Raw genomic sequence first — 15,455 nt, forward strand, 5'->3', positions numbered from 1 at the left:
TGAGTGTATTGGTCTGCTCAGACCTTCGAGACCGGCATCCGCACGCTCGCCTGCACCGGCAGGTGGTCGCTCGGGAACACCCCGCCGGGCCGCGACGCGTTGATCGAGGCCTCGAGCACTTCGACGCCGGGGCTCGCGAGGATCCAGTCGATGCGGAAGTCGGAGACCTCGACCTCGCCGAAGTGGGGGAAGGTGCCCCAGCCGGGCGTGGTGCGCTCGGCCGCCTCTCGCCAGGAGTCCTGCAGGCCGAACTCCTCGACCAGCACCTCGTAGGCGGGGGAGTCCCCGGCGACAGAGTTGAAGTCGCCGGTGACCAGCGCCGGCAGGTGCAGGAGGTGGAACTGGCGCAGGTGGTCGGCGATGAGCTGGGCGCCCTTGACCTTCGCCTGCGTGATCACGTGGTCGAGGTGGGTGTTGAGGTGCACGAGCTCCCCGCCGGTCTCGCGGTCCCGGAAGCGCGCCCACACCGCGACCCGCGGTCCGGCGTTACCCCAGGTCGCCGAGCCGATCTCGCGCGGCCTGTCCGAGAGCCAGAACTGGTTCCACGCCACGAGCTCCAGGCGCCCGGCGTCGTAGAGGATCGGGTTGATCAGCCCGTCGCTGCCGCCGCGCGTGGCGGTGCCGAGCCGTCGGTATGCCTGCCCCAGTCCCCGCTCGACCGGCCCGAAGGTGTGCTCCTGCTTCTCCTGCAGTCCCACCAGGTGAGGGCGCTCGGCGGCCAGCAGCGCCTCGATCGCGGGGGCGCGGTGGGGCCAGTGCCCGGGATCGGCCGCGGTGGTCGTGTCGGTCGCGAACAGCGCGTTGAAGCTCATCACCCGCAGCGGCGCGAGATCGGCCGACGGGGCGGGCAGGGCGGGGGTGGTCATGCAGGGGCTCCTGGGTGGGTGGCGTGCGGGAAGGGCGGAAGCGGGCGGGCGCGAGGAGCGTCGACGGCGGGACGGAGGGCGTGGGCGGGACCGCAGGCGTCAGGCGTCGGTCCGTCCCCGCTCACCAGTACCGCTCGAGCGCCTCCTCGACGGAGGAGAGCGCCTCGAGGGAGCGTTCGTGATGGCGCACCACCACACCGCTGGCGAGCACGTCGGCGAGGTACATCTCGGCGATCCGGCTGGTCAGCGTGCCGACGCGCAGCGGTGCACGGTCCTGCACGGCGAGCAGCACGTGGTCGGCGATCTCCGCGGCCGGGGAGCTGGACAGCCGCGTGATCAGCACCGTGAGGCAGCCGCGCCGCTTCGCCTCGGCCAGCTGCGGCACGGTCTCGCTCGCCGTGCCCGTCTCCGAGACCGCCACGAACACGTCCCCGGGCCGGGCGGCGGCGAGCCCGATCACGGCCGACGGCGGATCGTGGAAGGTGGTCGCCGGGATGCCGAGGCTGCGCAGCTTGTGCTCGAGGGAGACCGCGACCACGTGCGCGGAGCCGGCGCCCGTGGCGAACACCTGCCGGGCATCCCCGAGGGCCTGCACGATCGTGGCGACCTCGGCCGGGTCCAGCATACGGGAGGTCTCCTCGATCGAGCCGGTGGAGAGCACGCCGAGGCTGGCGATCAGCTCCGGCAGCGGAGTCTCGGCCGTGATGTCCCCGGTGACCCGCGGGCCACCGCCGGCGGCGGGTCGCTCCGCGGCCAGCACCAGCTCGGTGCGCAGCGTCGTGAACCGCTCGATGCCGAGGGTGCGGCACAGGCGGGTCACCGAGGCGGCGGAGGCTCCGGCCCGTTCCGCGTACTCCGTGATGGTCATCCGCCCCACCTCGGCGGGGGACTCGAGGGCGAGCACCGCCAGGCGCTGCAGCTGCGGAGGCAGCGTCGGCAGCGAGGTGCGCAGCAGCGCGAGGACGGGCGGATGCGGCGTCCCCGGGGCGCCGGAACCCGGTGCGTCGGGTGAGGTCGAGGGCATGGGGCCTTCCTGGTCGTGGGCTCCCGGACGGGGCCGGGCCCGTGTGCTGGGCATCATGGCATGTGGGGCAGGGCGATCGGCGCGGGCAGGGCGGGCGACTCGGCGTCGGGTCCCGCGCGCTACTTCAGGGCGCCGGCGCTCAGACCCTCCTGCACCTGCCTCTGGAAGAGGACGTACACGATCAGCACCGGCACCATCGAGATGATCAGCCCGGCGAACAGCTGCGCCATCGACGTCGGTGAGGTCTCGTAGTTCTCCCCGAGGGCGAGGGCCGCCAGGCCCTGGCTGAGCACGAAGTTCGAGCGCTCCTCGTCCTGCTGCGGGTTCAGCACCTGCGGGAGCAGGAACTGGTTCCACTGCCCCAGCACGTTGAACACCCCGATCGAGATCAGGCCCGGCCGTGCCAGCGGCAGCATGATCCGGAAGAACACCCCGAAGTGCCCGGCACCGTCGAGGAACGCAGCCTCCGCGAGCTCCTTGGGGAGGGTGCGGAAGAACCCGGTGAGGAAGAAGATCGAGAACGGCAGGGAGAACGCGGCGTAGACGAGCACCAGGCCCAGGTTCGTCGCGAACAGTCCGAGCCCCTGCACGATCCGCACCAGCGGCACGATCGCGAGGAACACCGGGAAGGTCATCCCCGCCAGGTACAGCCAGTACAGCACCCGGCTGCCGGGGAAGGGATAGCGCGCCATGACGTAGGCGGTCATCACCGACAGCAGCATCGTCAGCACCACTCCGCCGCTGACCACGATCACGGTGTTGGTGAAGAACGCGCCGATGTTCGCCTGCTGCCAGGCGTCGACGTACACGCCCAGTCGCAGCTCGCCCGGCAGGCCGAAGGGGTCGTTGTAGATCTCCTCGTTGGTCTTCAGCGAGGAGGCGAGGATCCAGACCAGCGGCACCAGCACCACGAGCGCCCAGGGCACGAGCATCAGGTGCGGCAGGCCCGAGCCGCGGGGTCGACGGGGTCGATGCGGCCGACGGGGACGGTGCGGCCCGTCGGCCGACGGAGACGCCGTCGTCGCCGACGAGGCGGACCCGCCCGGGGAGTGCCCGGCGGGCTCGCCCGCCGGCCGGTCGTCGAGCGCGGGGCCCGTCGGCGCGGAGCTGACCTCGGCGCGAGGCTGGGCCGGTGTGGACGAGGAGGTCGCGGGGGAGGGGGTCATCAGTAGTCGAGCTCCTCGCGCTTGGTGAGGCGGAAGGTGACCAGGGCCAGCGCCACGGAGCCGAGCATCATCACGGTGCCCATCGCCGAGGCGTAGCCGAACTGGGAGTTGAAGGAGAACGCGGTGCGGTAGAGGTAGGTCGACATGACGTCGGCCCCCGAGTCCGCCGCCGTACCGGTCATCGACATCACGGCGACCAGCGCGTACGAGTCCAGGGTGCCGATCGCCAGATAGATCAGCGCGGTCTGGGCGTGGGACCAGATCAGCGGCAGGGTCACGTGCGCGAAGCTGCGCAGCCTCCCCGCCCCGTCCAGCGACGCCGCCTCGTACAGCTCCTGCGGCACCCCGCTCATCGCGGAGAGGAACAGGACCATGTAGAAGCCGACCGAGGACCACACCGCCGCCAGCGCGATCGCGAGCAGGATCGTGCGCGGGTTCCCGAGCGGACCGTTCGGCACGACCGCGAGGATGTCGGTGCCCACCAGGCGCAGCAGGCCGTCCAGCAGCCCGCCGCGGGATGCGTAGATGTAGCTGAACATGATGCCGATGATCACCACCGGCACCACCTGCGGGAAGAAGAACAGCACCCGGTAGGCGCCCGCCCCGCGGACGGCCCGGAGCGTGCCCGAGCCGCCGCGGGTGATCAGCGTGGCGAGCAGCAGCGCGAGCCCGAGGGTGACCACCGGGATGATCACCAGCAGTACCGCATTGTGCGACACCGCCCTCCACCACGCCCCGTCCCTCGCCATCCGCACGTAGTTGTCCAGCCCGACGTACTCGAGAGTGGGGGTAAAGCCCGTCCAGTTCGTGAACGAGATCTGCACCCCCTGCGCGAAGCTCGACAGGACGAACACCGAGTACAGGACCAGACCGGGCGTGATGAAGGTGAGGATCAGCCACCACCTGCCGCGCAGATGCATCAGCGGGTCTGCTTCGCGATCGCGTCGTCACCGGCGACCTGGTCCGCCGCCTTCTGGCAGCGGGCGAGGAAGCCGTCGACATCGAGGTCGTCCAGCAGCAGCGCGATCAGCGCGGCGCGGGTCTCCTCCGCCATCGCCGGGTACCAGGTCGGGTACTTCACGACCTGCCAGGGCTCGACCGCGTTGGAGCGCTCGATCATCTCGGTCAGCGTCGTGAACGGGTCGCTGAGCTGCTGGTCGTCGTGCGCGCCGGCGACCATGGTCACGCTGTTGGAGAGCTCGGCGTAGTTCTGCGAGGACTCCTTCGACAGCAGCGCGCGCAGCAGCTCGAGGGCGGCGGGCTTGTTCGCGGCGCCCTCGGGCACGAACCAGCCGGCCCCGGGGTTGTTCGGGGTGAGGTCGGCGAGCGCCGGATCGGGGGAGGGCAGCGCCGCGGCGGTCATGCGGAAGCCCTCGGGGATCGCGGACTTCATCTCGTTCTCGAGCCAGGCGCCGACGGGGATGAACACCGCCTCGTGGTTCAGCCACGCGGTCTGCGACTGGACGTGGGTCATCTGGGCGACGCCCGGGAGGATCAGCTCGTCGGTGCGCAGCTGGAGCAGCGCCTCGGCAGCCTCGCGCACGGCGTCCTGCTGCCAGGCGCCCTCCTCGAGATTGTCGATGCTCCTCCAGACCTCCTGCCCGCCGATCTTCGCGACCAGCGGCTGGAGGATGCCTTCGTCGGGGTAGTTCGCGTGCTGGCCGGTGAAGGCGAACGGGAAGATCCCGTCGGCCTTGATCTCGGCGCAGAGCGACATCAGCTCGTCCCAGGTGGTCGGCGCCTCCCAGCCCTTCTCCTCGAGGAGGGCGGCGTCGTGCCAGAGCGCCCAGGCGTACTGGACGGTGTTCAGCCCGACGAGGGTGCCGTCGACGGTGCCCGCCTCGCGCACGCCCGGGTTCAGGGACTCCTCCACGGTGACCTCCGGGTCGTCCCAGCTGGGCGCGGCCATGAGGTCCTCGAGCGAGGCGAGCTGGCCGTTCGCGGTCAGCGAGGTGATGTCCAGGGCGCCGGCGCCGGAGTTCTGGAAGAGGTCCGGGGGAGTGCCGTTCACGAACTGGGGCTGGAGGGTGCTGAGGTCCTCTGTGCGCACGATGTCGGCTTCGAGCTCGGGGTGCTTCTCCTCGAGGAGCTGCTCGGTGAGGTCGAGATACGGCACCCCGCCGCCGCCGTCGAAGACGAAGGCCTTCAGCTCGCCGCCGGCGACGCCGAAGGGGTTCTCGGGGCTGGTCTCCGCGGCCCCGGCGGAGCCGCCGTCGGAGCCGCCCGCGTCGGCGCCCGGAGCGCCGGAGGTCGCGCAGGCGGAGAGGCCGACGGCGCCGAGCGCCCCGGCGAGGCCGAGCAGCGCGCGGCGCGTGGTGCCGGTGCCGGCGCTGCCCGGGGCGGCGGGAGCGGGGGTGGTGCGGTGCGTGGAGAGGGCGGAGAGGCGGGAGGAGCGGGAGGAGCGAGGGGTGGACACGACGGGCCTTTCGACGTCCGAGGGGTGACGACGACAGCGTGGCGGGCCGAGATGACGAGCCGGTGACCTCGAGATGAAAAGCAGCACCACATTGTGTCTGTGCGATGGTAACTATTTCCATCCGTCCTCGGAAGGGGTGCGCCCTCGTCGGTGCGCCCGCCCCGGAGGCGGACGTGCCGCAGCTCCACGAGCTGGGAGGCGGCTCGACGAGACCGGGAGCGCCCAGCGGCCGGCGGCGGGTACAGTCGGTGATCGACACGGGGTGCCCCGCCAGGGGCTGAGAGCACACCCGGAGAACCTGATCGAGTTCATGCTCGCGGAGGGATGTCGTCGATGCGCTGTGCGCTGTCGCCCTGCAGGCCACGGTCCTGCGGGCCAGGGCCGTGCCGGTCGCGGACCGGCACGCCGCCATCCCCTCTCCCGGTCCCCGTGTCGCCTCCCGCGCAGCGCCGCGCCCCGATGCGGCCCTGCTCCGACCGCGACGCGTCCCTCCCGCTCGGCGGCGGGCGTGCTCGCATGCCCTGAAAGGACCGCACGACCATGACCCCCTCCACCCCGATCACCCCCGCCTCCCGTACCGCCCCGCCGCTCTCGACGCAGGTCGTGCTCGTCACCGGGGGCGCTCGCGGCCTCGGCCGGGCCCTCACCGAGGCGTTCCTCCGCGAGGGAGCCAGGGTCGTCATCGACCACCTCACCAGCGAGGCCGCCGCCCGGGAGATCGCCGACGCGCACCCCGGCCGGGCGATCGCCGTGCGCGCCGACGTGCGCGAGCGCGACCAGGTCGGGGCCCTGTTCGCCCGGGCCGAGGCCGAGTTCGGCGACCCCGTCGACACCGTCGTGAACAACGCCCTGGCCGGCTTCTCCTTCGACGGGGACGCCCGCGCGAAGGCGCACGAGATCGGCTACGAGGCCTTCGCGGGACAGTTCTCCGGCGCCGTGCAGGGTGCGCTGCACACCATCCAGTCCGCCCTGCCCGGCTTCGACCGCGCCGGCTCGGGACGCGTCGTCAACATCGGCACCAACCTCCTCCAGCACCCCGTCGTGCCCTACCACGACTACACCGCGGCGAAGGCGGCGCTGCTGGCCCTGACCCGCACCTTCGCCGCCGACCTCGGCCCCCGCGGCATCACGGTGAACATGGTCAGCGGCGGCCTGCTGCGCACCACCGACGCGAGCTCCGCGACCCCGGAGGCGGTGTTCGACGCGATCGCCGCGAGCACCCCGCTGCGCTCTGTGACCACGCCCGCCGAGCTCGCCGACGCCGTGCTCCTCCTCGCCTCGCCCTGGGCACGGGCGATCACCGGGCAGAACCTCGTCGTCGACGGCGGGCTGGTGATGGACTGATGGCCACCCACGGCCACGCCCATGCCTCCGTGACCGGCGCCGCCCGCCGCCCGGTGCGACTGAACCTGTTCGCCCATGCCTGCGGCCACCACTCCGCGGCCTGGCGTGCGCCCGGCTCCTCGGTGGAGCGCCTCGCGGACATCACGTACTGGGAGGAGCTCGCGCGGATCGCGGAGCGGGGCCGGCTCGATGCGGTCTTCCTCGCCGACGGCCAGTCGATCGGCACGGCCGGCGTCGAGCGCGGCCCCGCCTGGATGCTCGAACCGCTCACCGCGCTCACCGCGATGGCCCGCGCCACGGAGCGGGTCGGGCTGGTCACGACGGTCTCCAGCACCTTCTGGGACCCGTTCCACGCCGCCCGGCTGCTGGCGAGCCTGGATCACATCTCGCGCGGCCGGGCCGGGGTCAACGTCGTCACCTCGATGACCGACGAGGAGGCTCGCAACCACTCCATGACCGCCCTGCCGGGCCATGCGCAGCGCTACGCCACGGCGGGGGAGTTCCTCGAGGTGCTCCAGGGGCTGTGGGAGTCCTGGCCGATGGAAAGCATCCTCGCCGAACCGGACGGCGCCTACGTCGACCCCGCTCTCCTGCGTCCGCCGCTGCATCGCGGGGAGGCCTTCGCCGTCGACGGGCCCTTGAACGTGCCGACCCCGCCGCAGGGCCGCCCGGTCCTCTTCCAGGCCGGGGCCTCGGAGCCCGGGCGCGCGCTCGCCGCCCGACACGCCGAGGGGATCTACGCCGTGGCCTGGGATCTCGCCTCCGCCCGCACCTATCGCGGCGACATCCGCTCCCGCGCTGCGGCGCTCGGACGCGACCCCGACGCCCTCGCCGTCATGCCGGGGCTGGTCCCCTACGTCGCCTCGACCGAGGAGGAGGCGCGACGCCGCAAGGCCGAGCTCGACGCCCGTCTGCCCGTGCAGGACTCGCTGCGCCAGCTCTCCTTCTTCGTCGGCCAGGACACGTCGGACTGGGAGCTCGACGCCCCCGTCCCGCCGCTGCCGCCGCTGGAGGAGTTCACCGGGCCGAAGGGCCGCTACGCCACGGTGCTGCGCATCCTCGAGACCGCCCGCCCGACCGTCCGCGAGCTGCTGGGGCTCCTCGCCGCAGGCGGCGGCCACGCGACCGTGATCGGCACCCCGGAGCGGGTGGCCGACGAGATCGAGCGCTGGGTCGACGCAGGAGCGGCCGACGGCTTCAACCTCATGCCTCCCACCCTGCCGGGCGGCATCGAGGAGTTCGTCGACCAGGTGGTGCCGGTGCTCCAGCGGCGTGGGCGCTTCCGCTGCGAGTACGAGGGGACGACCCTGCGCGACCATCTCGGCCTGCCGCGGCCGCCGCAGGAAATCCCGGCGCCGACGGGGAGCTGACCGACGCTGGCGAGCGGCCGGTCGGACGGGACCGCTGAGGGAGGGGACGGGGCCTGTTCGCGGCGCCGGCCCCTCCCGCGGAAGGGGCGTCGCCCCGAGCCCTCAGAGCGAGCGCTCGGGCTCCGTCGCTCGGACCCGCCCCAGGATCGCGTCGACGAAGAGCTCCGTCACCTCCGGAGCGAGGTGCAGGTTGTAGGTCGGCTCGAACAGCTCCGCCTCGATCAGCACCCGCCCGTGCTCGGCCGAGTCGACCAGGTCGATCCGCCCGTACAGCGGCGTGCCGAGGCCGGTCACCTCGGCGACCGCCGCGAGCACCCGCTCGGCGAAGGCCTGCTCGTCGGCCGAGGCCTCGACGAGCTGGGGGTTCTCCTGGTACTGGCCCCCGCGCAGTCCGCCGCCGCGGGCGAGCAGCGCGCCCTTGGCGACCGCATGCGTGAAGCGGCCGTCGAGCGTGTAGACCGCCTTCTCCAGGCCCTCGGAGAGCTCGGGGACCTCGGGCTGCACCATGACGGTCCCGCCCGCGTCGAGGATCTGCCGGGCGAGGGCGAGTGCGGCGGGGTCCTCGCGCGCGAACAGGCCCGTGCGCTGGGAGCCGGCGCCGACGGCGGGCTTCACGACCACGTGCGCGGCTTGCGTCGGCGCCGCGAGCGCGTCGCGGGCCGGGTCGAGCGCGCGGTGGTAGCTCGTCGGGATCACGGGGATCCCCTCGGCCTCGAGCTCGAGGAGATAGTGCTTGTCCATGTTCCAGCGGACCAGCTCCGGCTCGTTGAGCACGTGGGTCCGCGTCCCCGCGTGGTCGAGCCACTGCGCGAACTCCTCCGCGTGCTGAGCGTAGTCCCAGGGGCTGCGGAGCACGGCGAGGTCCCAGGAGGCCCAGTCGACCGACGGGTCGTGCCAGTCGAGCGAATCCGCCTCGACGCCGCGGTCGCGGAGGGCGGCGACCAGCGGCGCGCAGTCGCGGTCGGGATCGGCCGAGGTGAAGGCGCCGGGGGAGGTGGTCACGATGCCGATGCGCGTCATGGCATCGAGGGTAGGACGCGTGGTGAGCGGCTCGACGCCGCGTCCGCCCCGGGACGGGCGGGACCGTGCGCCCCGGCCGAGGCGTGCGCCGACGGTCGATGCTGCATCTGTATGCGGAGCATGCACCCTTGGTGCACCGGTGGCTTGTCTGTGAATGTCGGACAATCGGCAATCGCGCGTGACCTGCGAAAGTGACCCGTTCGTAATAGACGACCTGGCAATCCCCTGAGGGTTGTGCGAGTATCTATGCGACTCCACGCGTGATCGAGGGCGGGGGAGCGGCCCGGGAGGGCCCACCCGTCCCCGCTGTCAGGGCGCGCCCCATGCGGCGCTGAGGCGAGGCCTCGCCCGGGCGAGATTCGACGCGATCCGCGACGGGGTCGATCGCCGGTCGGCCCCGCGAGGGGCCCCGTCTGGCCCGATGCGCCCTGCGGCGCGGGGGACCGGCCGCACGTGACCGGTCCACCGCGACGAGAGGAAGTCCATGCCGCCCGCTCCCTCAGGCGAGATCATCCAGCTGGGGATCATCGGGATCGCCCTGCTCCTGCTCCTGTTCTACGGGGGCACGATGTGGATGTCCGTGGCGATCTCCCGCAAGCAGGAGAACGCCGACGACTACATGACCGCCGGCAACCGCATCGGCTTCGGCGTCTCCGCCGCCTCCATGACCGCCACCTGGATCTGGGCGTCCTCGATGTACGCCTCGGTGACCGCCGGGTACACCTACGGCGTCTCCGGCCCCATCCACTACGGGCTCTGGGGCGCGCTGATGATCCTGTTCATCTATCCCTTCGGCAAGCGGATCCGGAAGGTCGCCCCGCGCGCCCACACCCTCGCCGAGGTGATGTACGCCCGCCACGGCCGCTCCTCGCAGGTGATGCTCGCCGGCTCCAACGTGCTCGGCTCGGTCATCTCGCTGACCTCGAACTTCATCGCCGGCGGCGCGATCATCGCGATGCTCTCCCCGCTCAGCTTCGGCGCGGGCATCCTCATCATCGCCGGCGGTGTGCTCCTGTACACCCTGTGGTCCGGCTTCCGCGCCTCCGTCCTGACCGACTTCGCGCAGGTCATGGCAATGCTCGGCGCGGCCGTCGTGATCATCCCGGCGGTGTTCTTCCTCGCCGGCGGCCCCTCGATGTTCGCCGAGGGGGTCGCGGCCGGGCACGTCACCCCGCAGCAGGAGAGCTTCTTCTCCTCCGACGCCTTCATGAACCAGGGCGCCCCCTACATCGCCGCGGTGCTCGCCTATGCGATCGGCAACCAGACCATCGCCCAGCGCCTCTTCGCCGTGCGCGAGGACCTCATCAAGCCCACCTTCGTCACCGCCACCGTCGGCTACGGCGCGACCGTGATCGGCGTGGGCATGCTCGGCGTGATGGCGCTGTACCTGGGCGTGGAGCCGATGGGCGGCGACGTGAACAACCTGATGCCGCAGATGGTCGGCACCTACCTGCCCGTCGCCCTGGTCGCGCTCGCCTTCGTCATGATCGTCGGCTCGCTGTCCTCCACCGCGGACTCCGACCTCGCGGCGCTGAGCTCGATCGTGATGACCGACTTCTACGGCCAGTCCGTCGGCCGGAAGAACGTCGACCCGAAGCTCATGCTGCTCATCGGCCGGATCACGATGATCGTCGCGACGGGTCTCGCGCTCTACTTCGCCACCGCGCGCTTCAACATCCTGGACCTGCTGGTGTTCGTGGGCGCCCTGTGGGGCTGCCTCGTGTTCCCGGTCATCGCCTCCTTCTACTGGAAGAAGGTCACCAACCGCGCCTTCACCCTCTCCGTGATCGCCGCGCTCGTGGTGTTCCTTCCGGTGCGCTTCGAGCTCCTCCCGCTCGAGGGCGTCTGGGCGCTGGTGGTCGAGCTGCTGGCGATCGTCGGCGTGGGCGTGGTGCTGGGGATCATGGCGTTCGGCTTCTTCGGGCTGCGCGCCGCGATCGTGATCGGCGCGACGGCGACCATCGCGGTGCTGCCCTTCGGGTTCGGATACCTGCGTGACTTCGAGACCCTCTCGGGATCGCTGGTCGCCTACGCCGTCTCGTTCCTGGTGTGCTGGGCGCTCAGCGTCCGCTCCTCGCAGGACTTCGACTTCTCGGTGATCAAGAAGGTCACCGGCGACTTCGACGAAGAGACGCCCGCCTCCGACCTCGAGGGCCTCGCCGACGACGACGACCGCATGGCGGGTCGCGGCCCGGTCCGCTGACCCGGCGGCACCCTCGCCTCCGGCGGCCCCGTGACGACGGGGCCGCCCCGACCACCGCTCCTGCCGGCCGTGCGCCGGCCCCGCTCCCCGAAGGAGACACCATGACCGCTCTGCTGACCGCCTACGTGCTCATGTGGCCCGTGCTCGTGCTCGGGATCCTCATCACGATCGTCCGCGGCTTCGCGAAGGACGCGCGCGAGGCCCGCAAGGAGGGCCACCCGATCATCTGAGACCCGCTCGCCGGCCTGCGCGGCCGGTGCGCTGCGGGCACCTGCAGAAAGGGACCTCCAGCGGCACGGTGCGACGAGAGTCGACGCGGCGTGCCGCTGGAGGCCCCTTCATGCCGACGGTCCGGCGATGCGAACGCCACCGGGCCAGGCGGGCTCAGTTCCCGACGCCGCTGCTGCGGTAGGCCTCCTTGAGGATCCGCAGCGAGTCCATCGCCTCGGCGGGCCCGATCCAGAACGGCCCCTCGGAGTCCAGCCCGGCGTAGAAGTCGCGGATCAGCTCCTCGTGGGAGACGCCCCAGTAGGAGCGGCCTCCCGCGGTCGCGACCCGGTCGGAGAAGGTGTCCACCCGCCCGTCCTTCCAGCGCACGGTGAGCCCGCCGACGCTGCCGGAGCGGACCTCGAGATAGGCGTTGTCGGTCTCCACCTCGAGCTCGACGGGCCGCGCGACCGGCGCGGTGAGCGTCGCGTAGAAGGTGGTCGTGATGCCGGAGGCGTGATGGAGCACGAGGTCGGCGGTGTCCTCGGTCTCGACGACGCCCGCGAACTTCTTCTGCGAGACGAGGCCCTCGGTCCGCTCGACCGGGCCCAGCAGCCACTGCACGAGGTCGAGGGTGTGGATCGCCTGGTTGATCAGCAGACCGCCGCCCGCGGTCTCCCACCGGCCGCGCCACGGCTTGGCCGCGTAGTACTCCGCCGTGCGCGACCACACGACCGACGCATAGGCGCCGCGCACCGCGCCGAGCTCACCGCTCGCGAGCAGCCGGCGCAGCTCCTGGCTGCCGCGGTTGTAGCGGTTCTGGAAGCAGATCGCGACCTTCGGCGCGCCCGCGCCGCCGTCTGCCCGCCGGGCGGGGACGGCGGCCAGCGCCTCGACCAGCCGCTCGCCCTCGGCGAGGGTGTGCGCGAGCGGCTTCTCCTGGAGCACGTGCACCCCTCGCTCGAGCGCGGCGAGGGAGGGGCCGATGTGCTGGTCGTGCGGGGTGGTGACGTGCACGGCGTCGGGGCCGAGGACGTCGATCAGCTCCTCGGCGCTCGTGAAGGTCGGCAGCCCGGTGGCGGCGGCGCGCTCCCGCGCGGTGGGGTCGATGTCCGCGATGCCGACGAGCTCGAGCCCGTCGATCGCCTCGATCGCCCCGACGTGGACGACGGAGACGTCCCCGTAGCCGATCAGACCGATGCGACGCTGCGCCATGAGCCGTGCCTCCTCGCCGCTCCGCTGCGGCACCTGGGTGGATAGAGAGAATCCCGTCCATTCTCCCCGGTGGGGTGACGGCGCGGTATCCGTTGCCGTGCGATGCCCGCACTCGCCTGCCCGTGCCCGGGGACTTCTCCCCCTCGACGGCGGCGCGGGGAGCCGCCGCAGGGAGCGGCTCAGGGCACGATCCACCCGGCCGCGCGGAACAGCTCGTACCACTCGGCGCGGGTCAGCGGCACCTCGGAGCCCGCGGCGGAATCCGCGACCCGCTGCGGGGTGGTGGTGCCGAGCGCCACCTGCATCTGCGCCGGGTGGCGGGTGATCCACGCGGTCGCGATGCCCTCGGGGGTCACGTCGTACTTCGCGGCCAGACGGTCGATGACGGCGTTCAGCTCCGCGTACTCGGGGTGCCCGAGGAACACCCCGTCGAAGAAGCCCGCCTGGAACGGGGACCAGGCCTGGATGGTGATGTCGTGCAGGCGGCAGAAGTCGAGGATCCCGCCGCCGTCGCGGACGATCGACTGGTCGCTGCCCTGCATGTTCGAGGCGACGCCCTGGGCGATGATCGTCGAGTGGGTGATCGACAGCTGCAGCTGGTTGGCCACGATCGGCTGGTCCAGATGCTTCTGCAGCAGCTCGATCTGGCGCGGGGTGTGGTTGGAGACGCCGAAGTGGCGGACCTTGCCGCTCGCGTGCAGCTCGTCGAAGGCGCGGGCCACCTCCTCCGGCTCGACGAGGGCGTCGGGACGGTGCAGCAGCAGGATGTCGATGCGGTCCGTGCGCAGCGCCTTCAGCGATCCCTCGACCGACTCGATCAGGTGCTCGTAGCTGTAGTCGAAGTACGGGCCGTCGGTGACGATCCCGGCCTTGGTCTGGATCGTGATCTGGTCTCGCTCCGACGGGGTCAGCGCGAGCGCCTCGGCGAAGCGCTCCTCGCAGCGGTGCTTCTGCCCGCCGTAGATGTCGGCGTGGTCGAGGAAGTCGATGCCGGCGTCGCGGGCCGTGCGGACCAGGGTGCGGATCTCCTCGTCGGACTTCTCGGCGATCCGCATCAGGCCGAGCACCACGTTCGGCGCGGTGATGTCGGTGTGGGGGAGGGTGAACTGCTTCATGGCATGACCTCGTCGGCATCGGGGGCGGGGCGCCGGCTCCCGGCGCAGGACGCCCGTGCGGCGCCGCCGCACAGAAGCCTACGCGCCCCCGCCGCGCGGCCTCTGCCTCCCCGGCCTCTGCCTCCCCGGCCTCTGCCTCCCCGGCCTCTGCCTCCGGTCCTGCCCAATTCCCGTCACCCTGCCCCCGCCGCCCGCAAACTTCTGCGCTCTCTGCGTGACCTCAATGCCCTATGGCGGTTGAGGTCACGCAGAGAGCGCATTTGTGTGCGGCAGGACCCGCACGTCGGCTGCGGCGGAGTCTGCGCGGCAGCGCGAGGGGAGGGTCAGCGCACGGCGGGGGAGAGCTCCCGTTGCAGGAAGAGCGCCGCCGCGCCGAGCGCGCCGACCCCGTCGCCGAGCTGCGAGGACTCGATCGCCACCTGCTCGGGCGGGGCGTCCCGTCGCACCCGCTCCTCGATCCTCGCCAGCACGTGCGGGGCGAGCACGTCCCAGTGCGGCCCGCCGAGCACCACCCGGTGCGGGTCGTGGATGCCGACGAGGCTGCACAGCGCCTCGCCGAGCGCGGTGCCGTAGCCCACGAGCACCGCCGCGGCGACCGGCTCCCCGTTCTGCGCCGCGCGGGCCAGCGGTGCGAGCGAGTCGGGGCAGCCGCCGCCCGACCGCTCGGGGTCGGGCAGCCCCGCCTCCGCCATCGCGGCCAGCAGCACGGAGACGTCCGTGAATCGGCTCAGGCAGGCCCGGCGCCCGCAGTCGCACATCTCCCCGTCCAGCCCTGTCGGCAGGTGGCCGATCTCCCCGGCCAGCGCCGCGGCGCCGTGGTGGACGCGCCCGCCGACGCTCACCGCTGAACCGATCCCGGCGCCGGCGAAGACGTACAGCACCGTCTCCTCCTGCACCCTCTCCTCGGGCCGCTGCCCGGCGGACCAGTTCTCGGCCGTGAGCGCGGCGTTCGTGTCCTTGTCGAGCACCACCGGCAGTCCGGTCGCGGCGCCGAGCTCCTGCACCAGCGGCACTCCGCGCCAGCCCGGCAGCCAGGGCGGGTTCACCACCAGTCCGCGCCGCACATCGATCCCGCCGGGGCTCGCGACCCCGATCCCGAGCATCGCCTCGCGCGCCGTGGCGCCGCCGGGCGTGCGCCAGCCCTCCGCCTCGAGCGCCTCCTGCATCTCGCGCAAGGCGCCCGCGATCCGGGCGATGTCCTCGGCAGGGGAGTCCGTCGGCGCCGGCAGCGAGCGGTGCAGGACCGGCCTGCCCAGCAGGTCCACGATGACCAGCGCGATCTGCGAGGGGTCCAGGTGCACGCCGGCCGCGACCTGCGCCGTGGGCACGATCCGCAGCACTGTGCGGGGCTTGCCGCGGGAGCCGGCGAGGGTCCCGTCGGTCTCGATCAGGCCCCGCTACCGGGTCCGCCGCGGAGGTGCTCTCCGTCTGAGCCGCTGCGGCTGCGCATGATGCCGCGCCCTCCCCGTGACCTCGCCCGCCATAGGGCGCCGAGGTCACGGGGAGGGC

At 72.3% G+C, this 15,455-nt stretch carries 13 protein-coding genes and 1 riboswitch; of the genes, 4 read left to right on the forward strand and 9 right to left on the reverse strand.

The genetic code is table 11. The features are described from left to right. Positions 1-17 precede the first annotated feature (17 nt). From DS079_RS15850 to ngcE, 5 genes are all read right to left on the reverse strand, one after another. A complete protein-coding gene (locus DS079_RS15850; protein WP_126988763.1) occupies positions 18-866 on the reverse strand; it encodes an endonuclease/exonuclease/phosphatase family protein in 849 nt (282 codons plus the stop codon). 121 nt (positions 867-987) lie between these two features. Next, positions 988-1,890, reverse strand: a complete 903-nt coding sequence (locus DS079_RS15855) for a MurR/RpiR family transcriptional regulator (protein WP_164736296.1) — start codon at positions 1,888-1,890, stop codon at positions 988-990. Positions 1,891-2,009: 119 nt separating this feature from the next. Continuing rightward, positions 2,010-3,056 carry a carbohydrate ABC transporter permease gene (locus DS079_RS15860; RefSeq protein ID WP_126988765.1) on the reverse strand — a complete coding sequence of 349 codons (1,047 nt, stop codon included), beginning with the start codon at positions 3,054-3,056 and terminating at the stop codon, positions 2,010-2,012. Beyond that, positions 3,056-3,976 (reverse strand): carbohydrate ABC transporter permease, encoded by a 921-nt coding sequence (locus tag DS079_RS15865; protein ID WP_126988766.1) that lies wholly within the window; start codon positions 3,974-3,976, stop codon positions 3,056-3,058. Before DS079_RS15865 ends, DS079_RS15860 begins: the two co-directional genes overlap by 1 nt. Next, on the reverse strand, positions 3,976-5,472 hold the full coding sequence (gene ngcE / locus DS079_RS15870; protein WP_126988767.1) for an N-acetylglucosamine/diacetylchitobiose ABC transporter substrate-binding protein: 1,497 nt from the start codon (positions 5,470-5,472) through the stop codon (positions 3,976-3,978). The genes DS079_RS15865 and ngcE overlap by 1 nt, the downstream gene beginning before the upstream one ends. 248 nt (positions 5,473-5,720) lie before the next feature. Further along, positions 5,721-5,814: riboswitch (TPP riboswitch) on the forward strand. A 198-nt stretch (positions 5,815-6,012) separates the two neighbouring features. On the opposite strand from ngcE, the gene DS079_RS15875 reads away from it, so the two are divergent. After that, positions 6,013-6,816, forward strand: a complete 804-nt coding sequence (locus tag DS079_RS15875) for a 3-oxoacyl-ACP reductase (protein ID WP_126988768.1) — start codon at positions 6,013-6,015, stop codon at positions 6,814-6,816. Then, a complete protein-coding gene (locus tag DS079_RS15880; protein WP_164736297.1) occupies positions 6,816-8,186 on the forward strand; it encodes an LLM class flavin-dependent oxidoreductase in 1,371 nt (456 codons plus the stop codon). The genes DS079_RS15875 and DS079_RS15880 overlap by 1 nt, the downstream gene beginning before the upstream one ends. Before the next feature lie 102 nt (positions 8,187-8,288). On the opposite strand, the gene DS079_RS15885 is transcribed toward DS079_RS15880, so the two are convergent. Further along, positions 8,289-9,206, reverse strand: coding sequence for an ATP-grasp domain-containing protein (locus DS079_RS15885; protein WP_126988769.1), 918 nt, complete (start codon positions 9,204-9,206; stop codon positions 8,289-8,291). A gap of 484 nt (positions 9,207-9,690) precedes the next feature. Between DS079_RS15885 and DS079_RS15890 the strand changes: the two genes are divergently transcribed. Together DS079_RS15890 and DS079_RS17515 are read left to right on the forward strand one after the other, a co-directional pair. Continuing rightward, positions 9,691-11,409 (forward strand): sodium:solute symporter family protein, encoded by a 1,719-nt coding sequence (locus DS079_RS15890; RefSeq protein WP_126988770.1) that lies wholly within the window; start codon positions 9,691-9,693, stop codon positions 11,407-11,409. 101 nt (positions 11,410-11,510) lie between these two features. Further along, entirely contained in the window at positions 11,511-11,639 is a 129-nt protein-coding gene (locus DS079_RS17515; protein ID WP_126988771.1) for a putative transporter small subunit, read from the forward strand. A gap of 154 nt (positions 11,640-11,793) precedes the next feature. Here DS079_RS17515 and DS079_RS15900 read toward each other — a convergent pair whose 3' ends face one another. The 3 genes from DS079_RS15900 to DS079_RS15910 all read right to left on the reverse strand — a co-directional run bounded on the left by DS079_RS15900 (position 11,794) and on the right by DS079_RS15910 (position 15,274). Beyond that, positions 11,794-12,831, reverse strand: a complete 1,038-nt coding sequence (locus DS079_RS15900; RefSeq protein WP_126988772.1) for a Gfo/Idh/MocA family protein — start codon at positions 12,829-12,831, stop codon at positions 11,794-11,796. A 179-nt stretch (positions 12,832-13,010) separates the two neighbouring features. Then, complete coding sequence (locus DS079_RS15905) at positions 13,011-13,946, reverse strand: aldo/keto reductase (protein ID WP_126988773.1); 936 nt, start codon at positions 13,944-13,946, stop codon at positions 13,011-13,013. A 323-nt stretch (positions 13,947-14,269) separates the two neighbouring features. Beyond that, positions 14,270-15,274, reverse strand: coding sequence for an ROK family protein (locus tag DS079_RS15910; RefSeq protein WP_241237696.1), 1,005 nt, complete (start codon positions 15,272-15,274; stop codon positions 14,270-14,272). Positions 15,275-15,455: the final 181 nt, after the last annotated feature.

The sequence above is a fragment of the Brachybacterium paraconglomeratum genome, assembly GCF_003994255.1.
In the GTDB taxonomy this organism is placed as follows: Bacteria; Actinomycetota; Actinomycetes; order Actinomycetales; family Dermabacteraceae; genus Brachybacterium; species Brachybacterium conglomeratum.

Coding starts and splice junctions, on each gene's coding strand:
- DS079_RS15850 (WP_126988763.1), bottom strand. CDS start 866: ATGACCACCCCCGCCCTGCCCGCCCCGTCGGCCGATCTCGCGCCGCTG.
- DS079_RS15855 (WP_164736296.1), bottom strand. CDS start 1,890: ATGCCCTCGACCTCACCCGACGCACCGGGTTCCGGCGCCCCGGGGACG.
- DS079_RS15860 (WP_126988765.1), bottom strand. CDS start 3,056: ATGACCCCCTCCCCCGCGACCTCCTCGTCCACACCGGCCCAGCCTCGC.
- DS079_RS15865 (WP_126988766.1), bottom strand. CDS start 3,976: ATGCATCTGCGCGGCAGGTGGTGGCTGATCCTCACCTTCATCACGCCC.
- DS079_RS15875 (WP_126988768.1), top strand. CDS start 6,013: ATGACCCCCTCCACCCCGATCACCCCCGCCTCCCGTACCGCCCCGCCG.
- DS079_RS15880 (WP_164736297.1), top strand. CDS start 6,816: ATGGCCACCCACGGCCACGCCCATGCCTCCGTGACCGGCGCCGCCCGC.
- DS079_RS15885 (WP_126988769.1), bottom strand. CDS start 9,206: ATGACGCGCATCGGCATCGTGACCACCTCCCCCGGCGCCTTCACCTCG.
- DS079_RS15890 (WP_126988770.1), top strand. CDS start 9,691: ATGCCGCCCGCTCCCTCAGGCGAGATCATCCAGCTGGGGATCATCGGG.
- DS079_RS17515 (WP_126988771.1), top strand. CDS start 11,511: ATGACCGCTCTGCTGACCGCCTACGTGCTCATGTGGCCCGTGCTCGTG.
- DS079_RS15900 (WP_126988772.1), bottom strand. CDS start 12,831: ATGGCGCAGCGTCGCATCGGTCTGATCGGCTACGGGGACGTCTCCGTC.
- DS079_RS15905 (WP_126988773.1), bottom strand. CDS start 13,946: ATGAAGCAGTTCACCCTCCCCCACACCGACATCACCGCGCCGAACGTG.